This window comes from Nonomuraea sp. NPDC049758 (assembly GCF_040674635.1).
Taxonomy (GTDB): Bacteria; Actinomycetota; Actinomycetes; order Streptosporangiales; family Streptosporangiaceae; genus Nonomuraea.
Map to the genome: position 1 here is coordinate 643,500 of NZ_JBFAMZ010000002.1, position 25,981 is coordinate 669,480.

Annotated in this window: 30 protein-coding genes, 1 tRNA gene and 2 pseudogenes; 12 read left to right on the plus strand and 21 right to left on the minus strand. The window is 69.2% G+C overall.

The features are described from left to right. Window positions 1–75: 75 nt before the first annotated feature. Window positions 76–1,257 carry an ATP-binding protein gene (locus AB0J46_RS07580; protein WP_364327775.1) on the minus strand — a complete coding sequence of 394 codons (1,182 nt, stop codon included), beginning with the start codon at window positions 1,255–1,257 and terminating at the stop codon, window positions 76–78. 220 nt (window positions 1,258–1,477) lie between these two features. Here AB0J46_RS07580 and AB0J46_RS07585 point away from each other — a divergent pair, with 220 nt between their 5' ends. After that, complete coding sequence (locus AB0J46_RS07585; RefSeq protein ID WP_364327778.1) at window positions 1,478–1,963, plus strand: SigE family RNA polymerase sigma factor; 486 nt, start codon at window positions 1,478–1,480, stop codon at window positions 1,961–1,963. Here the strand turns inward: AB0J46_RS07585 and AB0J46_RS07590 are convergent. Further along, on the minus strand, window positions 1,929–2,174 hold the full coding sequence (locus tag AB0J46_RS07590) for a hypothetical protein (protein WP_364327781.1): 246 nt from the start codon (window positions 2,172–2,174) through the stop codon (window positions 1,929–1,931). The two genes, AB0J46_RS07585 and AB0J46_RS07590, sit on opposite strands and share 35 nt — an antisense overlap. A gap of 12 nt (window positions 2,175–2,186) precedes the next feature. On the opposite strand from AB0J46_RS07590, the gene AB0J46_RS07595 reads away from it, so the two are divergent. Beyond that, on the plus strand, window positions 2,187–3,122 hold the full coding sequence (locus AB0J46_RS07595) for a hypothetical protein (protein ID WP_364327784.1): 936 nt from the start codon (window positions 2,187–2,189) through the stop codon (window positions 3,120–3,122). A gap of 11 nt (window positions 3,123–3,133) precedes the next feature. After that, window positions 3,134–3,592 (plus strand): MaoC family dehydratase, encoded by a 459-nt coding sequence (locus tag AB0J46_RS07600; RefSeq protein ID WP_364327787.1) that lies wholly within the window; start codon window positions 3,134–3,136, stop codon window positions 3,590–3,592. On the opposite strand, the gene AB0J46_RS07605 is transcribed toward AB0J46_RS07600, so the two are convergent. The 7 genes from AB0J46_RS07605 to AB0J46_RS07635 form a co-directional block, all read right to left on the minus strand. Then, entirely contained in the window at window positions 3,593–3,802 is a 210-nt protein-coding gene (locus tag AB0J46_RS07605) for a hypothetical protein (RefSeq protein WP_352365768.1), read from the minus strand. A 32-nt stretch (window positions 3,803–3,834) separates the two neighbouring features. Continuing rightward, the gene (locus tag AB0J46_RS07610) at window positions 3,835–5,373 is read right to left on the minus strand and encodes a radical SAM protein (protein ID WP_364327790.1); all 1,539 of its coding nucleotides are present in this window, start codon (window positions 5,371–5,373) and stop codon (window positions 3,835–3,837) included. Then, window positions 5,370–6,101: a prolipoprotein diacylglyceryl transferase family protein gene (locus AB0J46_RS07615; RefSeq protein ID WP_364327793.1), complete on the minus strand. Its 732-nt coding sequence runs from the start codon at window positions 6,099–6,101 to the stop codon at window positions 5,370–5,372. The genes AB0J46_RS07610 and AB0J46_RS07615 overlap by 4 nt, the downstream gene beginning before the upstream one ends. Window positions 6,102–6,105: 4 nt before the next feature. After that, window positions 6,106–6,378: a hypothetical protein gene (locus AB0J46_RS07620; protein ID WP_364327796.1), complete on the minus strand. Its 273-nt coding sequence runs from the start codon at window positions 6,376–6,378 to the stop codon at window positions 6,106–6,108. 499 nt (window positions 6,379–6,877) lie between these two features. Continuing rightward, the gene (locus tag AB0J46_RS07625; protein ID WP_358290834.1) at window positions 6,878–7,108 is read right to left on the minus strand and encodes a hypothetical protein; all 231 of its coding nucleotides are present in this window, start codon (window positions 7,106–7,108) and stop codon (window positions 6,878–6,880) included. A gap of 654 nt (window positions 7,109–7,762) precedes the next feature. Continuing rightward, complete coding sequence (locus AB0J46_RS07630; protein ID WP_364327799.1) at window positions 7,763–8,389, minus strand: response regulator transcription factor; 627 nt, start codon at window positions 8,387–8,389, stop codon at window positions 7,763–7,765. Continuing rightward, a complete protein-coding gene (locus AB0J46_RS07635) occupies window positions 8,386–9,852 on the minus strand; it encodes a histidine kinase (RefSeq protein ID WP_364327802.1) in 1,467 nt (488 codons plus the stop codon). The genes AB0J46_RS07630 and AB0J46_RS07635 overlap by 4 nt, the downstream gene beginning before the upstream one ends. Window positions 9,853–10,313: 461 nt before the next feature. Here AB0J46_RS07635 and AB0J46_RS07640 point away from each other — a divergent pair, with 461 nt between their 5' ends. Then, window positions 10,314–10,859 carry a hypothetical protein gene (locus AB0J46_RS07640; RefSeq protein WP_364327805.1) on the plus strand — a complete coding sequence of 182 codons (546 nt, stop codon included), beginning with the start codon at window positions 10,314–10,316 and terminating at the stop codon, window positions 10,857–10,859. A gap of 57 nt (window positions 10,860–10,916) precedes the next feature. Next, a tRNA-Arg gene (locus AB0J46_RS07645) sits at window positions 10,917–10,989 on the plus strand. A gap of 75 nt (window positions 10,990–11,064) precedes the next feature. On the opposite strand, the gene AB0J46_RS07650 is transcribed toward AB0J46_RS07645, so the two are convergent. From AB0J46_RS07650 to AB0J46_RS07670, 5 genes are all read right to left on the minus strand, one after another. Then, entirely contained in the window at window positions 11,065–11,358 is a 294-nt protein-coding gene (locus AB0J46_RS07650) for a tyrosine-type recombinase/integrase (RefSeq protein ID WP_364327808.1), read from the minus strand. After that, window positions 11,355–12,281 carry a DUF3027 domain-containing protein gene (locus AB0J46_RS07655; protein WP_364327811.1) on the minus strand — a complete coding sequence of 309 codons (927 nt, stop codon included), beginning with the start codon at window positions 12,279–12,281 and terminating at the stop codon, window positions 11,355–11,357. The genes AB0J46_RS07650 and AB0J46_RS07655 overlap by 4 nt, the downstream gene beginning before the upstream one ends. Continuing rightward, the gene (locus AB0J46_RS07660) at window positions 12,278–12,508 is read right to left on the minus strand and encodes a DUF5615 family PIN-like protein (RefSeq protein ID WP_364327814.1); all 231 of its coding nucleotides are present in this window, start codon (window positions 12,506–12,508) and stop codon (window positions 12,278–12,280) included. Before AB0J46_RS07660 ends, AB0J46_RS07655 begins: the two co-directional genes overlap by 4 nt. A 524-nt stretch (window positions 12,509–13,032) precedes the next feature. After that, window positions 13,033–13,446 carry a hypothetical protein gene (locus AB0J46_RS07665; RefSeq protein ID WP_364327817.1) on the minus strand — a complete coding sequence of 138 codons (414 nt, stop codon included), beginning with the start codon at window positions 13,444–13,446 and terminating at the stop codon, window positions 13,033–13,035. Between the two features lie 431 nt (window positions 13,447–13,877). Beyond that, window positions 13,878–14,153 carry a hypothetical protein gene (locus tag AB0J46_RS07670; protein ID WP_364327820.1) on the minus strand — a complete coding sequence of 92 codons (276 nt, stop codon included), beginning with the start codon at window positions 14,151–14,153 and terminating at the stop codon, window positions 13,878–13,880. Window positions 14,154–14,332: 179 nt separating this feature from the next. Here AB0J46_RS07670 and AB0J46_RS07675 point away from each other — a divergent pair, with 179 nt between their 5' ends. The 3 genes and pseudogenes from AB0J46_RS07675 (at window position 14,333) to AB0J46_RS07685 (ending at window position 16,927) form a co-directional block, all read left to right on the plus strand. After that, entirely contained in the window at window positions 14,333–14,737 is a 405-nt protein-coding gene (locus tag AB0J46_RS07675) for a hypothetical protein (protein WP_364327823.1), read from the plus strand. A 583-nt stretch (window positions 14,738–15,320) separates the two neighbouring features. Continuing rightward, on the plus strand, window positions 15,321–16,004 hold the full coding sequence (locus AB0J46_RS07680; protein ID WP_364327826.1) for a hypothetical protein: 684 nt from the start codon (window positions 15,321–15,323) through the stop codon (window positions 16,002–16,004). 341 nt (window positions 16,005–16,345) lie between these two features. Further along, window positions 16,346–16,927 (plus strand): annotated as a pseudogene (locus AB0J46_RS07685) (transposase family protein). A 37-nt stretch (window positions 16,928–16,964) separates the two neighbouring features. Here AB0J46_RS07685 and AB0J46_RS07690 read toward each other — a convergent pair. Together AB0J46_RS07690 and AB0J46_RS07695 are read right to left on the minus strand one after the other, a co-directional pair. Continuing rightward, window positions 16,965–17,792, minus strand: a complete 828-nt coding sequence (locus AB0J46_RS07690) for a class I SAM-dependent methyltransferase (RefSeq protein WP_364327829.1) — start codon at window positions 17,790–17,792, stop codon at window positions 16,965–16,967. Between the two features lie 275 nt (window positions 17,793–18,067). Beyond that, a complete protein-coding gene (locus AB0J46_RS07695) occupies window positions 18,068–18,880 on the minus strand; it encodes a TetR/AcrR family transcriptional regulator (protein WP_364327832.1) in 813 nt (270 codons plus the stop codon). A gap of 70 nt (window positions 18,881–18,950) precedes the next feature. Between AB0J46_RS07695 and AB0J46_RS07700 the strand changes: the two genes are divergently transcribed. The 4 genes and pseudogenes from AB0J46_RS07700 to AB0J46_RS07715 all read left to right on the plus strand — a co-directional run. Continuing rightward, window positions 18,951–19,661 carry a hypothetical protein gene (locus tag AB0J46_RS07700; protein WP_364327834.1) on the plus strand — a complete coding sequence of 237 codons (711 nt, stop codon included), beginning with the start codon at window positions 18,951–18,953 and terminating at the stop codon, window positions 19,659–19,661. Window positions 19,662–19,916: 255 nt separating this feature from the next. Beyond that, window positions 19,917–20,276 (plus strand): RNA polymerase sigma factor, encoded by a 360-nt coding sequence (locus tag AB0J46_RS07705; protein ID WP_364327836.1) that lies wholly within the window; start codon window positions 19,917–19,919, stop codon window positions 20,274–20,276. Next, on the plus strand, window positions 20,273–21,301 hold the full coding sequence (locus tag AB0J46_RS07710) for a CU044_5270 family protein (RefSeq protein WP_364327839.1): 1,029 nt from the start codon (window positions 20,273–20,275) through the stop codon (window positions 21,299–21,301). The genes AB0J46_RS07705 and AB0J46_RS07710 overlap by 4 nt, the downstream gene beginning before the upstream one ends. Before the next feature lie 97 nt (window positions 21,302–21,398). Continuing rightward, a pseudogene (locus AB0J46_RS07715) lies at window positions 21,399–22,010 on the plus strand (DedA family protein); the annotation flags it as partial. A gap of 18 nt (window positions 22,011–22,028) precedes the next feature. Here the strand turns inward: AB0J46_RS07715 and AB0J46_RS07720 are convergent. The 5 genes from AB0J46_RS07720 to AB0J46_RS07740 form a co-directional block, all read right to left on the minus strand. Next, a complete protein-coding gene (locus tag AB0J46_RS07720) occupies window positions 22,029–23,600 on the minus strand; it encodes an FAD-dependent monooxygenase (RefSeq protein ID WP_364327842.1) in 1,572 nt (523 codons plus the stop codon). Window positions 23,601–23,710: 110 nt separating this feature from the next. Continuing rightward, window positions 23,711–23,905 carry an Rv0909 family putative TA system antitoxin gene (locus tag AB0J46_RS07725; protein WP_364327844.1) on the minus strand — a complete coding sequence of 65 codons (195 nt, stop codon included), beginning with the start codon at window positions 23,903–23,905 and terminating at the stop codon, window positions 23,711–23,713. A gap of 27 nt (window positions 23,906–23,932) precedes the next feature. Next, window positions 23,933–24,316 carry a hypothetical protein gene (locus AB0J46_RS07730; RefSeq protein ID WP_364327847.1) on the minus strand — a complete coding sequence of 128 codons (384 nt, stop codon included), beginning with the start codon at window positions 24,314–24,316 and terminating at the stop codon, window positions 23,933–23,935. Between the two features lie 16 nt (window positions 24,317–24,332). Then, window positions 24,333–25,034, minus strand: coding sequence for a hypothetical protein (locus AB0J46_RS07735; protein ID WP_364327850.1), 702 nt, complete (start codon window positions 25,032–25,034; stop codon window positions 24,333–24,335). Between the two features lie 9 nt (window positions 25,035–25,043). Then, window positions 25,044–25,811, minus strand: a complete 768-nt coding sequence (locus AB0J46_RS07740) for a hypothetical protein (protein WP_364327853.1) — start codon at window positions 25,809–25,811, stop codon at window positions 25,044–25,046. Window positions 25,812–25,981 lie beyond the last annotated feature (170 nt).

Here is a 25,981-nt window from a genome sequence, read left to right on the forward strand (position 1 = left end):
GGGCATGGCGATACAGCTCTATTGGGCTGTCTAGCTTCCCCACTAGACAGCCCAATAGAGGTCTAGGGGCGGCGCTCAAACGGGTTGAGCCCGCAGGAACCTTCCGAAGTGCGGCACCGTGAACGCGATCAGACCGCGCTCGGCGCTGTAGATGAGCCCTTTCTTGATCAGACTGTCGCGGGCGGGCGAGAGGCTGGACGGCTTCCGCCCGAGGGCGTCGGCCACGTCGGCGGTGGCGACCGGCTCGTCGCCGATCTGGGCCATGGCGTGCATGTAGTCGCGCTCGGCGGGGGTGGCCCGCTCGTAGCGGCTGCCGAAGAAGCCCACGGCGAGCTCCTCCTCGGCCTCGGGCGCGGACACCTTGACGTCGTCGAGGGTGATCGGGCTGCGCAGCGCGAGGTCCCAGGCGACCTTGCCGTACGCCTGGACGAAGTAGGGATAGCCGTCGGCGGCCTCGTAGAGCGCGTCGAGGGCCTCTTGGGTGAACTCGACCTTCTCCTCCCGCGCGGGCAGGATCAGCGCCAGGTCGGCCGCCTCACGATCGAGCTTGTCGATGCGCGCGTAGCGGAAGAGCCGTTCGGAATAGCTCTTGCTGGCCGACAGCACGCTCGGCAGGTGCGGCAGCCCCGCGCCCACCACGATCAGCGGCCCGCCCGACTGGGACAGCTCGTGGCAGGCGGCGCAGAGCGCGGAGACGTCGGCGGACTGCACGTCCTGCATCTCGTCGATGAACAGCGCGATGCCCACGCCGAGGTCGGTCGCCACGCCGGCGGCGTCGACGAACAGCTCGGTGAGGTCGATCTCCAGGTCGCCGGAGTCGGCGCGCCCGCGGCTGGCGGGCACCTCGATGCCGGGCGACCAGTGGGAGGTGCCCTTGGCCGCGGACGGGTCGCGCATCGCGAACGCCTTCAGCACGCCGAGGAACTCCTCGATGCGCTCGGGCGCGCGGTGGCGCGGAGCCAGCTCGCGGATGGCCATGTGCAGGGCGGCCGCCACGGGACGCCGGATTGACTGGTCGGGCCGGGCCTCGATCTTGCCCGTGCCCCACAGCCGCTGCATGGCCATGGACTTGAACGTGTTGAGCAGGACGGTCTTGCCGACGCCGCGCAGGCCGGTGACGACCATGCTGCGCTCGGGGCGGCCTCGGGCGACCCGCTCCAGCACCACTTCGAACTGCTGCAGCTCACGGTCGCGCCCGGCCAGCTCCGGCGGACGCTGCCCGGCGCCGGGGGCGTAGGGATTGCGCACAGGGTCCACGCTCTCGGACTTTATTGCCGGATATAGCGGCCGTCTTAGATTTGGGAAGAAAGTGCTACGGCGTGTCCGAGCAGGAGCTGTGGCGAGCATCGTCATCGGACACACCCCCTCTCACCAGGCCGAACCCTTGTTCGATTTCGATACCCAGAACTGTAGCGCGGACTCGAACATGCATGCGATGGTTTCGAGTAAAAGATCTTTGCAACAGTCCGGGACGCCCGTGCGTCTGGGTGTTGTGGAGTTCGAGGAGTTCGTGCAAGCGCGTGGCGCCGCCCTGCTCCGGTACGGATACGTGCTCACCGGAAATCCGGACGACGCCGCAGACCTCGTCCAGGAGGCGCTGCTCAAGCCCGGCGACACCTGGCGCAAGGTGCGCAACAAGGACAACCCGGAGTCCTACGTACGCACGATCATGACCCGGCAGCACGTGAGCTGGTGGCGCCGGCGACGCAGGGAGCAGCTCACGGGCGAGGTGCCCGAGGGGGCGTACACCGACAGCCACTCCTCCGGCGAGCTGTGGCGGGAGCTGGCGACGCTGCCGCGCAGACAGCGGGTGGTCCTGGTGCTGCGGTACTACGAGGACCTGTCGGACCGGGAGATCGCCGACATCCTCGGCATCTCCCGCGGAACCGTCCGCAGCCAGGCGCTCCGGGCGCTCCAGACGTTGCGCATCAGGCCAGGGCTGTTCGAGAAGGGACGAACATGAGGAGCGAGGACGACCTGGCCGAGGCCCTGCGGGCGGCGGCGGACCGTGCGCCGGAACCGTCCAGGTTGCTCGGCGGGGTGGCGGCGCGCAGACGGCGACGGCGCAGGCGGCGTACACAGGGGCTGGCCGCCGCGACGGCGGTGGCGGCGGTGATCGCGGCCGTCACGCTCACCAGCGGGAACGGACGGGAGGAGGCGACGCGGCCCGTCACCGCCCGCAGGTCGTGCCTCTGGAACGGGCGTGGCCGCAGGCGGTCACCACGATGCCCGCGCAAGGGCCGGACGGATGGCGGCGCTTCCCGCTCACCGCGTTCGACGCCACGCGGGTGCTGGTCGCCACCGGCCCCAGGGAGGACACGTTCCGCCTGTTCGAGGTGTACGACACGGTCACCCGGACGTTCCGCGAGCTCGCCGGCCTGACGGTCCCTCCCGGCATGAGGACGTACCTGCCACAGCCGCCGGCGTTCGACGGGACGAACCTCGCCTGGTATGTGAAAGCCCTCCGCGACGACGGCACCCCCGTACGCGAGATCTGGACGGCCGCGCTCGCGGGCGGCGCGCCCCGGCGGGTCGCCGCGATGACGGGCGAGCACCTCCGGATCGAGCGCATCGCCGTCAACGGTGACCGGATCATCTGGTCGGAGGGCGGCGGAGGCGTGTGGTGGATGCCGCTCGCAGGCGGCGAAGCGCCGCGGCTGATCCCCGGCAGCGAGGGCCTCCACCTCATCAGGTGGCCGTGGGCCACGGACGCGGACGACTCGCAGAAGGTCCAGACCAAGGTCGTGGACCTGTCCGGCGACCCCTACACCGTGCGCGTCGTCATCCCCCGGGACGTCGTGACGCTGCGGTGCGGGCCGTTCTGGTGCTGGGGAGCCCAGGGCGGGCGCTCGTACCTGCAGCGGGCCGACGGGACCGGTGCGATCGAGCCCCAGGGGCTCGGCCTCGCGCCCCGGCTCGCCGACTACCCGGCTCTCGACCGCTTCGCGGTGTCCGACGGCGAGGTGTACGACCTCGCGACCGGCGCGCTGGTGACGTTCGAGCGGGCGGGGATCTGGTGGGGGGACGATCGGTCCGCCGAGCCCAGCACGATCGTCTACTGGGTGGTCTCGGGGAAGGAGTACCGGTTGCTCAACTTGGCAGCCGTCCCGCCCGCGCAATAGCGTTCGTGGCCATGCGGACCTTCGCGAACGTACAGGAACTCAAGGCGGCCGTGGGCGAGACGTTCAGCCCGACCGAGTGGCGCACCGTCACCCAGGAGCAGGTCGGCCTCTTCGCCGACGCCACCGACGACCACCAGTGGATTCACGTGGACGTGGAGCGCGCCAAGGAGGGGCCCTTCGGCGGCACGATCGCCCACGGCTTCCTGACCCTGTCGCTGCTGCCGACGTTCATGTTCGAGATGGTGCGCGTCGAGGGCATCGCGATGGGCGTCAACTACGGGCTGAACAAGGTCCGTTTCCCCCGGCCGGTGCCCGTGGGCGCGCGGGTCAGGGCCGTGGGCGAGCTCACCGACGTCAAGGGCACCCCGGCCGGTTATCTGGCCAACCTGAAGATGACGATCGAGATCGAGGGCGAGCGCCGGCCCGCCTGCATCGCCGAGTCGCTCATCCTGTACGTCCCCGCGACCTGATCACCGCAGCGACAGGACGATTCCCACCACCGCGGCGAGCCCGATCAGCCCGAGATAGGCCAGCACGAGCCGGGTGTCCCTGAGCAGGCATTTGCTCCGGGTCAGCCCGGCCCGCCGCGCCTTCCAGTACCCGGCGAACCCCAGCGCCGCGAAGCCGAGCACCGCCCACGGCCCGAGCAGCCAGGCCAGCAGCGCCACGGTGGCGTACACACACAACCGGAGCGGATCGTACGGCCGGCTCTTCAGAGGATCACCAGCCCCGGCTTGGCGGCCACCGCGGACAGCCGCTGCCGCGACAGCTGCGGCCAGGCCTGCACGGCGCAGAACGGCGCGCACTGGTCCTGCTCGGCACGCGTGCCGACGTGCACGCAGCACTGCGTGAGCCGCTCCTCGATCATGGTCGAGATGTCCATGAACGGCTTGATCGTGATCCGCACCACCCGCTCGCCCAGCATCCTGCGCAGCTTCCTCCGCCGGCCGGGCAGCGCCGAGGAGGCGAGGGTGAGCAGCGTGGCGACGCCGAGGTCGCAGTTCTCGCAGATGTCCCGCCACAGGTCGCCGATCTGCGGGTGGGACAGCGACGACTGCTCCGACAGCAGCCCCAGCAGCGATTCCTGGACGGCCATCCGCAGCTCGCGCGGCAGTTCGGAGTCGGCGATGCGGTTGGAGACCAGGCCCAGGTTCTCCTTGAGGCGGTCGTGGCCGATCAGGGCGACCAGCGAGCGCCACTGCTGGGCGTCGTCGCGGATCAGGTAGCCGACCGAGCAGCAGTGGGGGTGCGAGCAGGGCAGTGCGGTCAGGTCGCGCCAGGTCACCAGGCCGCCGGTCTGCGGGCCGAGCCGCTTGAGCACGCCGGTGTGGGTGAGCCGGTCGGACGGGTCGATGACGCCCGATCTCCCCGAGCCGAACTGGGGTTGCAGCGACACGCCGCCGACGAACGGCGTGTCGAGCGCGAGGCGCACGACGTCGCCGATCTCGCCGTCGTTGACGCCGAGGGCCGCGGTCATGACCAGGGTCGTGAAGATCTCCCGCTCCGACAGCCGCCGTACGGCCTCCGTCTTGATTCGGCGCAGGTCGCCGCCGCGGTGGTGCCTGGACGCCTCGGCCGACGAGCCGTCGTACTGGAGGTAGACCTCCACCCGGTCGCGGTGCTCGGTGAGCAGGTCGAGCAGGGCGTCGTCCCTGGCGATGAGCACGCCGTTGGTGTTGATCAGGATGCGGGTGACCGGCCGGCTCACCAGCTCGGCGAGGAGGGTCTTCAGCTCGGGGTGGAGCGTGGGCTCGCCGCCGCTCAGCATCAGGACGTCGAGCTTGCCGTTCTCCCTGGCCAGACGCTGGTCCACGTTCGCCAGCACGTCGGCCACCGGGACGACGCCGGTCAGGTCGGGCGAGCTGTCGGCGAAGCAGGTGGGGCAGCGCAGGTTGCACGCCTCGGCGATGTCCTCCAGGAGGATGCAGGTGTGCTGGGTCTGCATCTCGGGCAGGCCGTTGAGGTACGCGCCGGGGATCGGGGCGAAGTTTCCGGACACGTCGGGGATGTGCTGCTTGGTGGGAGCGGTCCACTCCTCCAGGTAGGAGAGGATCTCCGGGTCCTCGTCGTACAGCGTGCGGATCAGGCCGTGTTCGCGGCAGCCGCGTTCCAGCCACACCTTGCCGTCGCGCTCGGCCAGCCAGCCGCTCAGCCGTTCGACCTGGTCGAGGTCCCGGCCGTGGCATTTCGGGCAGAACGCGTTGACGTACCGGAGGATGCGGTCTCCCCGTAGCCCCATCCCTGCGCTCATGTCGTGACCTTCCGCTTGAAAAGGGCATCGTAGTGGCCTCGACGCCAGCCGTACGCGAGCCTGAGCGCGAGCAGCGTCAGGCCGGGGACCAGGAACCATTGCGGCCCGGTGAGGTCGAGCCACAACGTCTCGTTCGCCCTGGTGAACTCGACCAGGAACCGGAAGGCCGCGTATCCGGCGAGATAGAGCGTGAACAGCTCCCCGGGCTCGGTCAGCCGCTTGCGCGCCCACCGCAGCGCGACGAACGCGGCCAGCTGGAAGACGATCTCGTACACGAACGACGGGTGCATGGCCTGGCCCGTCAGACATCCCGGGCATTCCGGGGTGGACGGCGGCGCGTGCACCCCCCAGGGCAGGTCCGTGGGCCTGCCGGGAGCCTCGGTCAGGTGACAGCCGATACGGCCGATCACCATGCCGAGCGCCACCGCCGGGGCGAACAGGTCACCGGTGCGCTCCTTGTAGCCGATGACCTTCTTGGCGACCAGCACGCCGACGTACGCGCCGGTCAGGCCGCCGAGGATGCTGCGGGAGCCGTACAGCCACAGGTCGGCGAGGTCGAGGGTCTCCAGCCAGCCCGCCAGACGCATGCCGATCGCGCCCCCGACCAGGGCTCCGGTGACGGCGACCAGTGACTGCTCGTTGAGCGCGCCCCTGGCCCTGGCCTCGCGGACGAAGACCACCGAGGCCACCAGGACGCCCAGGCCGACGAATATCTCGTGGTACGGCATGGTGTCAGCCGTACAGGCTGGGGTTGAGGCCGGTGCAGACTCCGGCCGTCAGCATCGACCACAGCGCCCAGCCGATCGCGAGCCCCAGCCCCAGACCTCGGGACCACGACTTGCGGACCAGGCCGAACCCCAGACCGCCGCCGAGACCGACGAGGGCCAGCAGCACCGCGGCGGCGATCACGACCCCCTTGTTCGTGCCGTTGATGGCGGAGAAGAAGGCGAAGAAGCCCACGATGCCGTTGACGACGGTGTAGGTGAACACGCCGACGAGAAGCATCGCGCCGAGAAGCATCGCGGAGTTGCGACTGCTGGGTGGTGGTGGCGGTAGAGGCATCGACCGCGGCAGTGGCGACGGGGGCGGCGGGAAGTTTTCCGCCCGCGATTGCGACGGTGGCGGTGGCGGTGGCGGTGACAACGGTCCCAGCTGTGACAGGGGCGGTGACAACGGTGCTGGCCGTGACGACGGCGGGGACGTCGGTCCCGGGTGTGTCGACGGCTGTGACGACGGCGAGGGCATCGGCCCCGCCTGTGACAGGGGCGGGGGCATCGGTCCCGCCTGTGATGGCGGCGGGGGCACCGGCCCCGCCTGTGACGGTGGCGGCGGCAACGGTCCCGGCTGTGACGACGGCGGGGGTGACGTTGGTGGCGACGTTGGTGGCGACGTTGGTGGTGGCCAGTTCTGGTGCGGCCCTGGCGGGCCCTGGGGCGGTGGTGTCGTCATCCCGCTACCTCTGGCCGGCAGGGGATGCTACGTGCCGAACGATCAATGCCTTCACCTATGCGTACAGGCCGGGGTTCAGCCCCGTGCAATATCCGGCCGAGACGATCGACGCCAACGACCATCCGATCATCAACCCCAGCCCAAGGCCGAACGACCACGGCTTGCGCAGGACAACCAGCACGATGCCCAAGCCGAGCCCCAGAAGCAAGAGGAACCCCGCCGCGACGCCGATCCCCGCCGAGGACTGCGTGCTCAACGCGAGCAGCCCGACCACCAGGTTGATCACCAGGTAGGCGAAACTCCCGGCCAGCGCCAACGCAACGGTCAGCCCAGGCTGCCGCCGCGGCTGCGACGGCCCGCCCGGCGGCCCGGTTGCCGGCCCGAACGGAGGCTGCCCGGTTGCCGGCCCGAACGGAGGCTGCCCGGTTGGCGGCCCGAACGGAGGCTGCCCGTGAGGAGGAGGCCCAGGTGGACGCTGCCCGGACGAAGGCTGCCCAGAAGCCCCGGACGAAGACTGTCCCAACGGGGACTGTCCCAACGGGGACTGTCCCAACGGCGGCTGTTCAGACGGCCCGACCGGACGCTGCCCAGACGGAGGCTGCCAAGGAGCCCCGGACGAAGACTGTCCGAACGGGGACTGTCCCAACGGCGGCTGTTCAGACGGCCCGACCGGACGCTGCCCAGACGGAGGCTGCCAAGGAGCCCCGGCCGGAGACTGCCCGGACGGAGACTGCCCGGAGGGCGGCTGCCCAGGTGGAGGCTGGCCACCCGTCGGCCCGGGTGGACGCTGCCCGAGTGGAGGCCGCTCGGGGGATGGCTCCCCAGGTGGAGGCTGGCTGCCGGGCGGCCCGGGCGGACGCTGCCCGAGCGGAGGCCCCTCGGGGGGCGGCTCCCCGGCTGGAGGGGGCGGCGGCGTGGTCACGGCGTTCACCCTACGGGGCTAAAGCGACTCTGAGTAGTAAATCGCCGCCTGCACGCGGCTCTTCAGGCCCAGTTTGTTCAGCAGCCGGCTGACGTGCGTCTTCGTAGTGGCCTCAGCCATGTCGAGCTCCTTGGCGATCTCGGCGTTGGACAGGCCGCGACCGATGCAGGCCAGCACCTCACGCTCGCGCGGGGTCAGCGCCTCCGGCTCGGGCGGCTCACGGCGGGGCGGCTGGTCGGCGAAGGCGGCGATCAGCCGTCTGGTGACGCCCGGCGCGATCATCCCCTCGCCGCCCGCCACCAGCCTCACCGCTTCCACCAGGGCATGGGCCTCGGTGTTCTTGAGCAGGAAACCGGCCGCCCCCGCCCGGAGGGCGCCGAAGACGTACTCGTCGACGTCGAACGTCGTGAGGATCAGGACGTCACTCACCCCCGCCAGTTCCCTGGTGGCGGAGATGCCGTCGAGGCGAGGCATGCGGATGTCCATGAGGACGACGTCAGGGCGCAGATCATGAGCCAACCGAACCGCCTGCTCACCGTCAGCGGCCTCACCCACGACCTCGACGTCGTCGGCGCCGTCCAGAATCATCACGATCCCGGCCCGTACGGCCGCATGATCGTCAGCTACCAACACCCTGATGCTCATGCCACGTCCGTCCCGCCATCACCATTCCTGGGCCACTCGCCGTCCCCGGGACGTTCACCATCCCCGAGGTGTTCACCGTCGTCAGCAGCGCTCTCGTCCGGCGCCGACGCTGCCCCTCCGACCGCCCGCCACCGCACCGCCCGCCCATCCACAGCCCCAGCCTCCGACACCGGCACACCCGCACCCCGCGCTCGCGAAGCCCGCTCCCCAGAAGTACGCGCCTCCGCAGGACGGCCACCCGAGGCACGACCACCCAAAGCACCATCACCCACGGCACGCCCGCCCACAGGACGGCCACCTGACGCGCGACCGCCCGGCCGGCGGGCGTCGAACGGCTGTGTGTCGGGGTTGAGCGACATCGGAAAGGCCGCCGCGATGCGCCACCCATCCCCCGACCGTCCCGCCTCGAAGAACCCTCCGACCAGCGAAGCCCGTTCGCGCATGCCGATCAGCCCCGCCCCCGAACCCGGCAGCCGAGCCCCCCGCCGCCCGACCCGGTTCTCGACCGTCAGGAGAACCTCCCGAGGTTCGTACGTCAGCGAGACGACAACCGGCGCCTCACCATGCTTGAGCGCGTTCGTCAGCCCTTCCTGAAGGATGCGATAACCGGCCAGATCCACCGAAGCCGGCACCTCACGCACCTCCCCGTCGACCCGCAGCTCGACCTCCATCCCAGCCCGCCGCGTACGCTCGACCAGGCTCTCCGCGTCGGCCAGCCGCGGCCGGGTGGCCTCAAGCTCCGGCCCGTCCCCCTCATGCCCGCCGTTGGCCTCCCGCAGCAGCCCGATCATGTCCCGCATCTCGGCCATGCCCTTGACGCTGTTCTCCCGTACGGACTCCATGACCTTCCGAACCGTCTCCCGATCCAGGTCTTTACGGGACAGAGCAGCCGTCGACTGAATGGCGATGGCACTGAAATGGTTCGCGATCATGTCATGCAGCTCACGAGCCATCCGCGTACGTTCGGCGGCGATCGCGGCCTGCCGGTCGAGCTCGGCGAGATGCGCGACCTGCTCGGCCCGCGCGCGTTCCGCGGCCGCCCGGTCGCGCTGCTCCCGCAGCACCCAGGCCGTGGTGACCGGCGTGACCAGCACCAGCCCCGCCTGGATCCCCATGACGGCCAGCAACCGCCAGTCCGCCGCGATGAACGCCGCCACGGCCCCGGCCACCACGGCCAGCACCGTCGTGATCCCGAGCAGCCACCGAGCGAGCCGCGCCGGCCCGTAGAGCGCCGCGGCGTAAAGATTGTCGGTGAACACCAGCACGGTCGCCAGCGACGGCCCCACCAGCCCGTCGATCGTGACGGCCACCACCCCCAGTGCCAGCGACCACAACGGGGCCCGCTGCCGCAGCAGCACGGCCGAACAGGTGATCGCCAACGGCACCAGCAACACCCACACCGGCACGCCGCGGCGCAGGTATCCCCCGGCCAGAATCAGCAGCGCCCCCAGAACGAATGCCACCCCGGCCGCCACCCCAGGCGGCACCCTGCCCTTCTCCTGACCACCGCCCCCGGAGGCCCTCCGCGCCGCGAACCGCGTCAACCACCGTGAACCCGCCCGCACCCCGGCCCCCCACGGCCGCGGTGCCGACCGCCACCACTGTGAACCCGACCGAGTCGAGGCCGGCGGCCGGTCAGCGACCCTACGCACCCGGACCACCCGGCCTACGCCGGCCCCGCCCACACCCTGAACAACCGAAGGCGGCCCCCGGCGGCGCCCAGGACAGTGTCGCCCGACCCGCCACCGCCCGCGCCCCGGCGCCACAGCCTCTCACCGCCGCTCGTGTCATGTCCTCATCTCACCACTCCCGGACGCCGCCGCCGTCCTCCGAGGGTCAGCCTGTGGATACACCTTTCGATGTATCCACAGGCTCGTTTTCGCCGACGATGTGCCGGGCCGCGAATCACCGCAAGCTGGTACATGTGATTGTCGCCATCCTCATCGGCTGCGAAATCGGCTTCTGGCTCCTCCTGGGCGTCGGCCTGGCCTGCCGCTACCTCTGGAAGCGCCGACGGCTGAGCACGGCCCTCCTGCTCTGCGTCCCGCTCCTCGACGTGGTCCTCCTGGCCGCGGCGGTCATCGACATGCGCGGCGGCGCCACGGCGGACCTGCGCCACGGCCTGGCAGCGGCCTACCTGGCCTACTCGATCGTCTTCGGCCACCGGACGATGCGCTGGGCCGACGCCCGCTTCCACCACCGCTTCGCCGGCGGCCCCCCGCCCTGGAAGCCTCCAGCAGGCGGACCCGCCCGGACACGCTACGAGTGGGCGTTCTGGCTGAAACTGCTCCTGGCGTACGGAATCTCGTGCCTTATCCTCTTCGGCCTCATCTGGCTCGTGAACGACCCCTCCCGCACAAAGGCCCTGGTGGACTTCATGCTCAACCTCCTCAAGGTCCCCCTGATCGCCCTGATCTGGCCGGTGAGCCACACCCTCTGGCCCAAGAAGGAGGAGCCGGCTCGCCAGTGATCGCGGTATTCGGTTCGATGCACTGCACAGAACCCGCTATGCTTGCTTACGCAGCGAGCGGCCGTAGCTCAATGGATAGAGCATCTGACTACGGATCAGAAGGTTGGGGTTTCGAGTACCTCCGGCCGCACACATGCGAAAGGCCCGCAACCAGGGGTTCCTGGGAGCGGGCCCTTCTGTTTGTCAGGAGCATCTCCGGATCTTGTTAACACGGCTCCTCGTCCTTCACCGATCGCCTCAGCGAAGACATCGGCGGCTGACGCCTCTGCGGCGCGGACCACATGGGCATAGACCCTGAGCAGCTCGACGGGTCGGCGTGGCCGAGGCGGGCCGCGACCACATGGACGGGGACGCCGGCCAGGAGCAGGATCGTCGCAGGGATATGGCGTAGGTCGTGAAGCCGTGCATGGGGCAACGGCATGCCGGTGTTCATTTGGTTGTATCGCTTGATCGTGATCAGGAAGAGCGAGCCGAGCGTGTCGGGGGTGAACGGGCTCATCCCATCCCGTGGCGAACACGTAGTCGCCGGCGGCTCACCATCCGGGGCCGAGCTGGAGCTCGTCCGCAGCTTGCTGGGGCCGCGCCGAGCGCTCTCGTTACGCGCTGACGCCCGGGGCAGGCACCACGAAGGAATCGATGGTCAGAGTCGTGCTCTTGACGATGTCGAGGAGCAGGTAGTCGTACATGTGCTGGACGATTCGTCCTCAGGTGACAGGTGGGGGCCGGGCCAGGGTCACGCATCGCCCGCTTACGCTCTCCGGCCAGGCGCCGGACGCGTTTCGTGCGCCCTGCTCGGACGAGGGTTTCGAGCATCGCCGGATCGGAGGTGGTCGCCGCGAGCCTGAGCTGCAACCACTCCGACCATTCGCCAGGCTGACCGACTGGCCCCCCCGTCAAGAGTTCGAGATCTTTCGCGCGGGCCTCGGCTCGCTCACGATCCTGTCCGGCAGGGGCCAGATCGATCCACTCTCGCCGCTCGTCCGCGTTCACTGTCTCCAGCGCGCGCAGGATCACGGCCAGTGCCAGCTTCCGGTCAGGCTCTTCGGTCAGCGCATCGCGCAGCAGCAACAAGCCACGTTCGTCCATGTTGTCCAGCACGTCGAGGTACAGCCGCCACCGTCGATGCGTCTCGTGGTCCTCCGGAACGGACCAGGTTCCCGACTCCTGGAAGGCGTCACACCCGTCATGCTCGAAACGGATCCGGCCGTCGAAGAGGGACGCCGCATTCGCGCACGCGCCGTAATCGTTGCCCAGCGCGCCGGCCAGCGGGAACCAGAATCGGCAGGCGCCGCACTGCTCGGAGTACCACTCTTCTCGATAATGGGGATCCTCGGTACGCCGACGACGCTCCGCAAGCCACCGTTCGTGAATTGCGGAGCGCTTGGCCTCGCTATATCCAGCATGGTCGGGATTATCTGTCATTTGCCAGTAATGATCCTCAGGATGGCAGCGAAGCTCTTGATCTTCGAGTTTATCTGGATCGCGTTCCGCCCGAACCCGCCATCCATTTGCCGACCGCGATCCCGGGTCACCACCTTGGCACCGAGTTGTTCGGCGAGCTGGGCGAGCTTGGCATCTGACGCGCCCTTGAGACCCATCTCCGTAACGCTCCGAACATCGGAACCCTGCGCGCGGAGGAAGGCGGCCAACCCTCCTGCAGGCGGCGAACCCAGTCCGCAGGGAAGACCTGCTCAAGCCGCTCCCTGCTGGTCGCCAGCAGACCCTCCTTCGCCGGCAGGAGCAGAGTGTCATCCTGGACGGCCTTATGCTTCTCGGGTGCCGGGCGGATCAGTACAGGGCACGTGGTGACGATCGAATTCAATGCCTCCAACGCCTGCATGCGGCGAGCCCAATCCCGATCGGCCATCGTCGGCTTCAGCCGGCCTGCCTACCACTGCGTCCCTGCCGAACCCCACGGAGGCCTCCGTGAAGCGGCTGCCCGCACTTCGGAGGGGCACGAAGAGATGGGACGTGAAACCCTCTACAGCGTGTTCTACGCCCGGCGGCTACCCGGTCACGACAGGCGTCGGACGGCACCGTGTTCGGCGACGCTCTGGAGAATGCTCTGAACGCGGACGGCCGCGGGGCGAGTGGAACGGTCACCCTCGACGACTGGGCCGTCCTGCTGAGGGTGTCATGGGTTTCGGGTGCGGCAGTACATCAACGAGGTCAACTAGCCAGTGACGTTCTGCCGTCGTCTGGCGGCGAGCCATCGCAGTGTCGAGTAGCAGACCCATACTGCTGCGGAGAACGCCAGAGCGGCGATACCGATCCTCAACCATGGCTGCGCCCCATCAGACACCTTCATCAGGATCATCGCAGCCATGAAGCAGACCAAACCGGCTGCCGAAATCGCGGCCGGAATCGTCCACGCAGGCAGTTGCCGGCCGGTTCGGGTGGCAGCAGTTCCTGGTCCGGATGCTGCGCCAGAAGTCTTCGTCACCACGCCATTCTCCAGCCCTTCAAGGGCATGTGTGAAGGCTGCGCTGAACGTCTCCGGAACGCGATTCGATGCCGCTTCCGAGTGTGCTGTCCGATGCGGGGCACTCTTCGGTTGGCCCCATTCCTCATTGAGGAGAACCTTCAATGAGGATCTTTTAGAGCGCTGTAGTCCCGTCCGCTCTCGTCGTCGGCCTCGGTGTGCCTGGTGCCGCCTCCGCGAGCGCCGCGCCGGGCAAGCCGAAGAGCTTTGGCGTGTGCATCAATGCCGAAGACTGGCGCCGTGCGACCGCTGGCCCCTGGACCGCAGCCAGTACGACAAGTGCAAGGCTGGCGAGCAGAAGGTGACGCTGCCGACGCTCAACGCCATCCCGGCCGTCCCGCCGCCGCGTGCGGCTGGCTGCCGTCGAAGGTGCCTGGCGTCCTGATTGTGGCCGTACGCTCCATCGGCGCGCAGTACATGGATCGGCGCCGCTCATTGAAGACAGGCACAAAGCGCCGCCAGCGCGCCAGCATTGACGCCTACGAGAAGACCGTCCTCAATCAGGCCTGGAGGCCTACGGTGGTGCCCGGCCTGCTTCAGGCCACCGCCCGCCTTTCGCTGTGAGTCGCAGCGGAGGGCGTCACGTCTTCCAAAGCGGTTTCGCTTTCCGAATGTCTATGTTTGGAACCGGCCCCGGATCTCGCCAGGCGTCGGCAGCGCGTGCACGCCGGTACCGCCGCGGCAGCACCCGCGACCGGACGCAAGCCGCTGCCCGCGCACTGCGAGCACTTGGTCAGCGGGTTGCGGCTGACGGCGACGTGGAGCACGGCCACAAGCGCCGCGGCGATCAGCAGGGCGGTGAACGGGCCCATGGTGGCCCTCCCTCCAGTAGCGGTGCCCCAACAAGTGACATGGAACGACGCATCCTTGTAGCGGATAGCGGCCGCCCTGAGCGGCCTGGTTGCCGTTCTCATTACCTGGCGCGTAATCGCGGTCCTTACGTCTCGCTGCCATTGTTCAGGTGTCGAAACGAGCACTTGAAGGAGCAGAGATGACCGCCCTCACCATCACCGCCGACCGGACCAAGTTCCTGCGCCTCGCTCTTGTTGCGGACGCCGTCGTCACCGGCGTCAATGGGCTGGTGTACCTGGCCCTGGCCGGGCCCGTGAGCGGCCTGCTCGGGCCGGAGGCGGGGCTGCTGCGCGAGATCGGGGTCTTCCTGCTCGTGTACGGCGCCGCCGTCGGCCTGGTGGCCGCGCGTCCCGCGATCGGCCAGAACGCCGTCAGGGCCGTCGTCGCGTTGAACATCGTCTGGACCCTCGGCAGCGTGGCCGCAGTGGTGACGGGTGCGCTGGAGTTCAGCACGCTCGGGGCCGTCTGGGCCATCGCTCAGGCTCTGGTCGTGGGGCTGTTCGCCGAGCTGCAGATCACCGGGCTGCGCAAAGCCCGTCGCTGAACCCCTGGACAACCTGTTCGAAGGCGCCGCCGACCGTACCGCGGCGCCTTGGGGGGCGGCGTGCGGCCGGGCCGGCTTCCTGGTGACGTGTTCGTCCTCGGGAGGAGCGGGAGCAGCTGTTGTTCCCGGCGTTCCATGTCACATGGTCGGGTCGATTGCTTGCGATATGGAGATCGGCCCGAAGTGGGGCTTCAGGAGCGTCGGTGCTGGCACTGGCTGGGATTTATTTCAGGCGCGATTCAGCCACGCGATCAATAAGGTGTCTCCCATGCGAGGCCGAGCCGGAAGTAATCGAAAGACAGACGTTGTGCGGCTGCGCCATCACGCGGACTTGGTTCCGCCGTCCCGGGGCGCGGAGATGGTGAGTACGGCGGCGGGTCCCAAGGGGGAGCTCGTCGTTGTGTGGGTCTCGCAGGAGAACGCTGATCCGCTGAATGCACGGACTGTCGCCTCTGATGGGGCGTCTTTTCCCCATTCGCGTACGGCCGCGCCAGTCTCGTTGCATGTCGCCACGTACCGTCCCCATCTGACGAGGTCGGTTTCCATTGCCCGGCACTCACAGGCGCACAACCACGTCCAGCCGATGCCGGACGGGGCCGTGCTCTTGGTGGGGGCGCGGTGCCGTTGGCGGGACGGAGCGGCCGAGTCCAACGCCGCCGTCTACGATGCCGATGGAAAGCTCCTGCGAAAGGGCGTGCTGGGAGACGGAATCGAGGACGTGCAGACGACGCTTTCCGGCGACATATGGGTGAGCTATTTCGACGAAGGCGTGTTCGGCAACTTCGGCTGGGGAGAGAAAGGCAGTCCCGCCCCCATCGGCTCCCCCGGTCTGATCCGCTTCGGGGCTGATCTGGCTCCCGCGTGGCGATATCCGTACGACGGTGAGTTCGGCGCGATCTCCGACTGCTACGCGCTGAACGTGTCGGGGAATGAAGCGTGGGCCTACTACTACACCGACTTTCCTATCGTGCGGGTTCGAGCCGGCGCGGTTGCCGGCTGGTCCACGCAGGTGAAGGGCGCCCATGCGCTCGTCGTCGCCGGCGACCGGGTGGCGCTTGTCGGCGGATATGAAGGACAGCGGCACCGGGTGGTCACCGGGAGCATCAAGGGGGAAGGCTTGTCGGTGGATCGTCCCACCCGGCTGGTGATGCCCGACGGAGGGCCGCTTCCCAGGACGGCTGTCGTGCTGGGGCGAGGCAGTGAGCTGCACGTCGTCGTAGGCACTACTTGGTTGAAGGCGGGGTTCGAGGACCTGGCGTCGGCGTGAGTGATCGAGCGGCACGTGCGGAGTCTGTGTCAGTCGAGTGGCCATAGTTTGCGGCCTTTCGACCTCTTCGGCGCCGGTGCTGTGCAGTTGCCAGGCCAGAGGCCGGGGGCGGCCATGCCCAGCGCTCCTACGACGGCGGCGGCGACCGTGGGGACGGGCTGGTCCCAGCGCCCTACGATCCACTCGTTCACGGGCTTGGGCCGATCGGGGTCCTGACACTGAGCTCTTTCCGACCTGATGGCGCTGGCCACGATGGGCATGCGCAGAGCGGTGACGGATGAGAGGAGATTCCCGGTAAGACAGCAGCCGACCAAGATCCGATGCCCCGACCGGGAACCTCGTTGCTGTCTTACCGGGCCTCGATTCCGCTGTCCGACCACACCCTCATCCGCTTGGCTGAACTCATCCCCAACCAGCGAGCCGAACGCCGCTGCCGATGACGTCGGTTGGCCCCGGCCCAGCAGGCGCTGCTGGTTCTGGCCCATCTGCGCAACGGCGACACCTACGCCCGTTTGGCCGCCGGATTCGCCATCGGCACCACCACAGCCTGGCGCTACGTCCGCGAAAGCGTGGACCTGCCGGCCGCGCCGGCCGACGACGTGCACGCCGCTGCGAGACGCGCTGCGCGGCTGACCTACGCCATCGTGGACGGCACCCTCATCCCGATCGACCGCCTGGCCGACGAACGCCCGTACTACAGCGGCAAACACAGGCGGCATTGTCATCGGCGCCGGCTGTCACATGGCCAGCGGGACGTCAACCGCGCCCACGCCCGTATCCGGGCCATCGGCGAACGCGCCGTTGCGCCCATGAAGAGCTGGAAAGCGCTGACCAAGCTGCGCTGTTGTCCGCGTCGTGCGACCGCGCCCGTGCAAGCAATCCTCGTGCTGCAACTCGTCGAGGAGGGCCGCTACTCAGGATGAAAGAGGCTCACACAGCTGGAACATTCGCAGGTCGCGGTCACCCCTGCCCCCAGACACCCGCGCCTTCCGAGGATGCCGGGCAGTACTGCCAGACGAATTCCAGCCACGGCGGGGCCACCCCCGTGAAGTGCGCCCAACTGCCCGGTTCCGCACCCGGGTCGTCACCTCGGACCTCAGAAAGGAGCCTCAGCATGAAGCCTTCCCGGATCAGGCTGTTGACGATCCGGCTCAGTGTCTGCCTGTACTCCAGGGGTTCGCGAATGTGGCGGCCGGACGGCTTGCGGTCGTAGACCCAGTCCTGGTCGGGATAGCAGGTCGCGGCCTCGTCCGTGTAGGGGTGCTTCAGCGTGTAGCCCTCCCCGTTCCACGAGTGGTGAGTGAGCCCGGAGAAGAACGGGTTGGCGCACATCAGGTAGTAGTAGCCGCCTTCGTCGACGACTCTCGCGACCTCGCGGAAAACGATCCGGGAGTCCGGGACGAAGGTCAGCGAGTACGGATGCCAGACCAGATCGAACGAGGAGTCGTCAAGGGCCGACAGGTCCCGCATGTCTCCCTGGATCGTGCGGATGCCGACGCTGTAGTGCTCAGCGGCCAGGCGGTCCCGCTCCAGCTGCCCGGACGAGATGTCGAGAACCGTCACGTCGGCTCCGAGCAGAGCGAAGGCCGCAGACTGCTGCCCGCCCCCTCCCGCCAGGCAGAGCACCTTCCGGCCCGCCAGGTCGCCGGGGATGCCCAGCCTCTCCAGGCCCAGATAGGCCTGAGCCTTCTCCGCGTCCAGGTCGAGCATAGGACGGGTGAACAACGCCTCCGCCCCCACAAGGGCTTCCCAGCGTTCCTTGTTGTAGTGGTAGACCTCGTCCTGCATGGCGGGCACCCTAGCTGTCGTCCAACGGCCGGGACGAACCATATTCGGTCGGGCCTTGCTCCTCCATCAGTCCACCCGCCAGAACTGCCACTTCAGGATGAAAAGCCTCACTGTCCGTACGTGATAGTGCCGCAGTCGTCCGCAGCGGGGGCGCTGGACCAGACGTCGGAACGCAGGGCTGATAATTCATGCACATATACCGGCCCACCCGAGAGCCTGCCGACGAAGGCGCAATTGCCCGACGGGAATTCGGCGGGCAGGCTGCTGCGGCGTTCCTACTGCTGGACGTATGCCTCGATGCCGTCGAGGATTCTGGCGAGGCCGAATTCGAAGCCGTCGAGCGGAGGTTCGTCGGCGAGGAACATCGGGTCCTGGATCGCGTCCGCGACGGCGTTCAGGTTGCGGGAGCGGAGCTGGCCGTCGAGGAACACGCGGACCGCGCGGACCGCCCGCTGCTGGTCGGGGTTCGCGCGGCGCAACGCGGCCGGTGTCGGAGTGTTGCGTCGCAGGTTGGCGCCGTACCGGGCGTGGCTGTCGAGGAGGTACGCGCAGTTCAGCATCAGCTGCGCCTCCATTCCGGTCGATCCGAGTGCGGTGATCAGGGCGTCCAGCCAGGCCGCGTTGTGCGGGGTCAGGGAGACGGTGGTCGGCACGTCCAGCAACCACGGACGGGAGAGGAAACGCTCGAACAGCCGGCGTGACCACAGCGCGGCCGCCTCTCGCCAGTCGCCGTCGGGCAGCTCGGGCGGGTCGCCCCAGGCGCGATCGGCCAGGAGCACGATGAGCTCTTCCTTGGAGCTGACGTAGCGATACAGCGCGTTGGCGGTCACGCCGATCCGGGCGGCCACCTTGGGCAGGGAGGCGGCGGCGATGCCCTCCTCGTCGGCCAGTTCGGTCGCGACCGCGATGATCTTCTCGACGCTGTGCGCCGGCTTGGGGCCGCGCCGCCCACCGGTGTCGACGACGCCCCAGGCCGCGGCCAGGCCCGGCGGCAGCGCATCGAGGTCTGTGTCGGCGGCGGGCCCGGGATCCGGCGCGGGCTCGCGGTCTCGCGTGAGGTCGCGTCCGGAGCTCTTGCGTGGGGTCATGGCCGGCATCCTCTCGAAGATCCGAAGGAAATAGTAGACGGCTTACACAGTTGTTGCTACTGTGCATGCCATGAACACTTCATTACTTACACAGATTCAGCTCCCGCCCACGGCTCGCCGCTGGATCGGCGTGGCCGGGATCCTCGGCGCCGTCTTCGCGATGGCCGAGCTCCCCCTTTACTTCGTCGTGCCCGCGTGTGACCCTCCGGCCTGCGGTGTCGAGACCGGCGCCCTCATGCCGGACTGGCTGATCCTCACCCGTACGCTCTTCAACTTCTGCGCGCTGACGCTGTTCCTGGTGTTCATGAGCGGCGTCCGGTCGCTCATCACGCGGGCCGACGCCCGCTACGAATGGTTCGGGGCGGTCGCCGGCACCGCCGGCGTGGCGTGGACGATCGTCGACATGGTCGCCAAGGGGATCGAGGGCAGCAGCGCCATCAAGGCCGTCGAGGAGATCGACCCGACCCGCACCGTGCCCACCTACCTGCTCTACGGCTCGATGAGCCACCTGATGCTGGTCGTCTTCGGCGTCGCCTTCGGGTACGCGGTGCTGCGCACCGGCGCCCTTTCCCGGTGGGTCGGCTGGTCGTCGTTCGGCATCGCCGCACTGCACCTGGCCGGGGTGCCGTCGATGTTCTTCGGCTTCAACTCGTCGGAGTTCTACGCCTCGAACGGCTGGGGCGCGGTCGCGATGTTCAACGGCATCGCCGCCATCTGGGTGGCGGCCGTCGGCGTCGCGGCGCTGAGGAAGAGGGTCATCCCGGCGCCGCGGTTCGCCTGACGGCGACCACGCTCGGGCACGTACGCGTGGCGAGTTCGGCGGGCCGGATCACGCTGAAGCTGAAGCGGGTCGGATCACGCTGAAGCAGGTCGAATTCCGCTCCAGCAGGCTGAAGCGGGTCGGATCCCGTTGAACTCCCACGCGCCGAACTCCCCCAAGGAGCGATGGAACCGAAAGGCCGGTGCGGGTGAGTCTGTGGTGAAGGGTGCGAACGCGCCCTGTGGAAGGACTTCCCCCCATGAGAGGACTCACCCGGTGGCGGCCATCCCGGACGCCGCGCCCTGGTTGTACGGCATCGCCGCCAACCTGATCGCCAAACACCGCCGTACCGAGGTGCGCAGGCTGCGCGCCCTGGCCAGGATGCCGGGTCACGACGACAACCCCTTCGAGCAGCGCAGCATCGACCGGATCGACGCCCAGCGGCTCGGTCCCCGCCTGACCGACGCGCTGACCAGGCTCTCTTCGGCGGAACGCGAGCTGCTCTTCCTGGTCACCTGGGCCGAACTGTCCTACGAGCAGGTGGCTCAGGCGTTCGACATCCCGGTGGGCACCGTCCGTTCCCGTCTGTCCCGGATCCGGGCCAAGATTCGCAACGTCCTGGAGGACCCCCGATGAACGAGTTCGACCTGATCAACGAGGTCCGGCCGGAAGTGGCGCCCTACGACCCCGGCACCAAGGCCATGGCCAGGGATCGGCTGCTCAGGGCGGGACGGTCCCGGTCGGCCTGGCGCAGGCCGTACGGCTTCGCCCTCGCCGGAGGGCTGGCGCTGGCCGTCGGCCTGGTGGTGGTGAAGGTGCCGCCGGCCCCCTCCCCGCCGCAGGAGATGAAGCTGCTGTCGGCCGCCGACGTGCTCCACCGCGCGGCGAGGGCCGCCGTCGACGAGATCGAGCCGCGCGACGACCAGTACATCGTGGTGAAGACCCTGCAGATCACCGACCACTCCCTGGTGCCGTTCGACAAGTCCGACGAGCACTACTACCGGCGTTCCAAGACCACTGTCTGGCTGCGGGCGGGCGAGCGACGGCGGGGGCAGTACGCCGACGGCGTGTTCGAGCACTCGCCCATCGAGCCCCTGGCCTACGCCGGCGAACCGATCCCGAAGTCCGCCTACAAGGACATGGGCACCAGAACCGACCCCATCGTCTACTGCAAGGACTTCAGGAGCGACTATCCGACGATCAAGAACCTGCCGACCGACGCGGACGGCATGCGCGCCCACCTCGACGCGATGTGGAAGCCCAAGGCGAAGAGCCTGACACCGTTCCTCGCCTACCTCGCCGCACGTCAGCTGCTGTGGCACACCTACCTCCCGGCCGCGCAACGCAGCGCGTTGTACCAGGCCCTGAGCACGTTCCCCGGCATCACCGTCGACGAGGGGGTGCAGGACGCGGCGGGCCGCACGGGCATCGGCGTGGGCTTCACGAGCCCGGACGGGGTGCGCTGGGATCTGATCTTCGACAGCGACACCTACGCGCTGCTCGGCGACCGGCAGCTGGTGGTGGACGCCGAGGCGGCCAAGTCGCCGGCCGGCACCCTGGTGGCCGCCACGGCGCAACTCGACATCGCGGTCGCCGACTCGGCGCCCGAGGTCGAGGTCGAGGAGCGGTTCAAGAGCGGCAGGTGGTGCACCGGCAGCTAGCGCCGACGACGGCGGCGGGGGGGTGTGGTTTCCCGCACCCCTGAACGGCCACCTGCCTCATGGCAGCCCCACCTTGGTCGTTCCTAGTCTCTGACGCATGACGGAATGGCTGATCGACCTGATGGAACTGCTGGGCGCACCTGGAGCGGGGATCGCGATCGCGCTGGAGAACCTGTTCCCGCCCCTGCCCAGCGAGGTGATCCTGCCGCTGGCCGGTTTCACCGCCTCCCAGGGGGCGATGAACCTGGTCGCCGTGCTGCTGTGGACCACGGCCGGCTCGGTGATCGGGGCATTGGCGCTGTACTGGGTGGGCGCGGTGCTCGGCCGCGAGCGCACGCTGGCCCTGGCCGCCCGGCTCCCGCTGCTGAAGGTCTCCGACATCGCGCGGACCGAGGCGTGGTTCCACAAGCACGGCCGCAAGACGGTGTTCTTCGGCCGGATGATCCCGATCTTCCGCAGTCTGATCTCCGTTCCCGCCGGGGTGGAACGTATGCCGCTGGGCGTCTTCACGCTCCTGACCACGGCCGGGAGCCTGCTCTGGAACACCGCGTTCGTGCTGGCCGGCTGGGCGCTCGGCGAGAACTGGTCGCTGGTGGAGTCCTACGTCGGCATGGGCACCAACGCGGTCATCGCCGTGGTGCTGCTGGCCGTGCTGGTCTTCGTGGGCGTCCGGCTGGGCGAGCGGCGCAAGGGCCGGCATGCGGCACAGGCCGGATGACGGCGGTCGTCACGGAGGCGACGCGCGACGGACGGCTCGGGCGTCCTGCCCGGTCAACGTGGCGAGGGCGTCGAGAAGGATGGAGGCGCCCGGGGGCGGGCCGGACCAGCGGGCGGCGACGTGCCCGTCAGGACGGACGAGTAGCGCTCCCTGCGCGGTGATCCCGCAGAACGCCGCGTGTTCCACGGGAAGGGACTCGACGCGCACCGGCCACGGCGTCGTCGGCCCGGCCCAGACGGCAGGGTCCGGGGTGAGCACGGTGAACCATTCGCCGAACGTGTCCAGGGTCGAGCGGTCGCGGGCGAGCCAGAGGTGCGGCATCCGGCGACCTGGCTCCGCGCTGGGCACGTAGTCCGCGCCCGGCGGCTCCGGCGCGGGTCCCTCGCCCGCGAGGACGGCGCCGGAGCGGTACGTGCCGCCGAGCACCAGGCCGAGCTGCGCGAAGTACCGCTCCGACCAGGGCAGCTCGACGTGGTCCGGCGCTGCCCGGCCGGGCTGGAGCTGGGCGCGACGCCGGTTCTGGACGTCGAGCATGAGTTCGGTGTTGGCCACCGTCTGGCGCAGTGTCCGGCAGGCGACGGGCCGCCGCTCCTCCTCGTACGTCTCCAGCAGGCCGGGAGCGGCCCACCCCCGCAGGACGCCCGCCAGTTTCCAGCACAGGTTGTGCACATCGGCGATGCCGGTGTTCATGCCCAGCCCGCCGACGATGGGCATCGCGTGCGCGGCGTCGCCGGCCAGCAGGATCCGGCCGTGGCGGAAACGTTCGGCGACGAACGCGTCGGTCTCCCAGTGCTGGATCCGTACGACGTCGGCCGGCACGCCGCCGAGGGCGCGCGCGAGGAGGGCGGGCCAGTCGGCGTGCGGGCCGTCGTCCGGGGTGGGGACGAACCAGGCCCAGCCTCCTTCCGGATACAGCGGCGCGAACAGGCCGTGCGCGGTGAAGTAGACCCCGGCGGGCTGGTCGGCGCACCAGCGGCGCAGGTCGGCGTCGAACACGACGGTGGTGAAGCCGCCCATGCTCCCGGGCCCGGCGACGCCGATGCCCAGCAGGCGCCGGACGCTGGAGTTCGCGCCGTCGGCGGCCAGGACGTGACGGGCGCGGAGCCGGGTGCGCTCGCCGCGCCGAGGTCCGCCGAGCAGGACGGCCACGACGCCGTCCGCCTCCTCGGTCAGCTCCGCGAGCTCGACGCCGAAGCGGGCCGGCGACCTCGCCCCGGCGAGCAGGACGGGTTCCAGGCGGTCCTGCGAGGTGACCACGCCGGTCACGGGGCTCTCGGGCACCGGCGCGTCGATGCCGGTCATCGCCGCCGTGGCGAAGTCGCGGCCGCACAGGGTGTCGCGGAAGCGGACGCGGCCGTACTCGGGGGCGAACGCGTGGGCGGTGATCCCGGCGGCGAGCCCGAGCCCGCGGTAGATCTCCATCGAACGCACGTTGACCAGCCGGGCCCGCGGGAAGGGCGACGGCTCGCGGTGCCGTTCGACCAGCAGGGCCCGCACGCCCCAGCGGTCCAGCAGGGCCCGTGCGGTGAGCCCGACCGGCCCGCCGCCGACGATCAGCACCTCCACCTCGCCGTCCGCCATGGGGACGCTCCGCAGCCGATCCACGCCTCATCGTAAGCAGACCAGGTCACGCGAGCTTCCCTGCGGATGAAGGGGCCGGCCACCCGCGGTGGCCGGCCCGTCGTGCAGGTTTATGGCTGGTTCTCCTCGCCCTCGCCGCCGAAGGCCTCCTCGACCGCCTCCAGGCCCTTCTTGATCTGCTGGTCGTACTGGTGGCCGGTGTCGTCCTCGACGAACTCCTCAGCCCGCCGCAGGACCTCCGCCGTCTCGGCGGGGTGCTCCTTGGCCAGGTCCTCGGCCTTCTTCAGCCAGTCGCTGATTCCCATGATCGGGTCCTCCTTGCTCGATGCGGTTCACTGCTGGACGGCCCACGCGCCGGTCCTGTCGACGCGGTAGTTGCCACCTCCCTCGGCCACGACGGCTTGGGCGTTGGGGAAGTTCTGGGCGCAGTAGTCGCGGAATCGCTGGCGGTCGTTCGACGACGCCGACTGGACGGTGAAGAAGCCGATGATCCGCGTGCCGGCGACGTTCGGGACGCCGGCGAACAGCGACGGCAGGTTGATCGCCTGGAATCCGCCGGACCCGTGATAGCCGCGTACGTTCTGGTACGCGCCCGCGACCTGGTTCCAGAGCACGACCACGGACACGCAGTCGCCCATGGGCCCGGTGATCATCACGTTCTGGTTGGCCGGAAGGTCCTCGGCGGGTGCGGGCGTGGATTGCTGGGTGAGAATCACTGCTCTCTCCTTGGTGTCAGGTGTGCAGCGGGACGACGGCTGTCGGGCGCAGCGGCGCGACCTTGGCCGCCAGCGCCCCGCTGAAGGCGGTGGTGAACACCATCCGGTTCATCGCGGCGGAGCCGCTGAACTGGGCCAGCGTGCCCGGCTCGGTCACCGCGGACCACGGGTAGCCCGTGGCGTCCGTGCCGGGCGTGAGCTGGTTGTAGTTGTAGGCGAGCATCGGAACGCCGCCGGTGAGCGTGGCGACGAACAGCAGGCAGCTCGGCGGGCCGGTCCGGCTCGCCGGGGCCCATGCCTGGCGGACCTGCGGGCCGGCCGTCTGCAGGGCGGAGACCCCGGCCACCACCTGGTCGGCGAGATCGCTGGTCAGCTGCCTGGCGAGCGCCTGGCCGATGATGGTCAGAGGCACGCATTCCGGGCTTCCGGAGGTGCCGCCGGTCTTGCCGGCCTTCCAGAACCTCCCGGTCTTGTCGGGCTGGTCGCCGCAGTCCAGCTGGGTGCTGTCGCGGGTGAGGTCCGTGGTGGTCCAGCCGATGTTGCCGAGCGCCTGACGCAGCTCGGCGGCGTACCCCGTCGCGTCGGGCGCGGCGGCCTGCGCGGCCACGTGCCCGGCCAGCAGGACCGAGTTGACGACGTCCTCGCCCTGCTGGGCCGTGAACCCGCCGTCCAGCAGCAGGAAGGCGCCTTCGACGAGCATCGCGGTTGTGGCGTCCATCGAGCCCTCCTACAGCGACGGCAGGTTGTCGATGTAGTTGCTCGCATGGCTGGACATCTTCTGCGCCACGGTCGCCCTGACCGCGCCGTAGACGGAGTCGTTGAGAACCATGGTCGTCTGGCCCTGCTTGATGTCCACGGACGTCGCCGAGTAGGACATCCACAGGAACTTGGTCGCGGTCTCGGTGCCGGCGAAGTGGAAGGCGGACAACTTGACGGCGACGTTGTTGTTCGTCTCGGTGGCCAGGCCGATCGAGAAGCTTCCGTTGGTGTCCGACGTGGACTGGCTGTTGTAGATCTGCCACGGCGCCCCGTTGCTGTCGGCGGACGACTTCAGCGCCGTCACTGCCGCCTTGACGATCTCCAGCTCAGGCTCGGTGACCAGGGTCGCCATGATCTCCAGCACCACCTTGTCGATCTCGACGGTGGCGGTCTTGGTCTCGTAGCCGGCGAAGTTGACCGACTGCCCGGTGTAGCCGATGTTCGTCAGCACCTCGATGACCTTGTGGTAATAGCCGAGCGGGTCAGTCTCGGGGCTGATGCCCTGGGCGACGGTCGAGAGCTGCGCCAGCCCGAAGGAGTTGAGCAGGTCGTCCTTGTGCTGCGCGGACACGTTGGCGGTGAAGGCCACCATCGAGTTCCCGACGACCGAGGCGCTCTCGCCCTCGCTCTGCTGCGGCGGTTCTGCCGCCGCCATCGCGGCCTGTGGCCTGGGCGGCGTGGGTGGCATCTTCAGCGAGCCGGCGAACGCGGCGGCGGGTGCTGATGGGGTGCTCACGGTTCCTCCTGGTGGTCGGAGCGGACTGATGACCAACAGTGAACAATTGGGGCCATTTCCGTGACAGCACCGGAATCTGACATCCGCGCGGTCCGCCGCGCATGCGGACGTGGCGATCCCGTGGCCCCCGAGAGACGCCGGGCACAACGCCCCGGCACGGCCGCGCAACA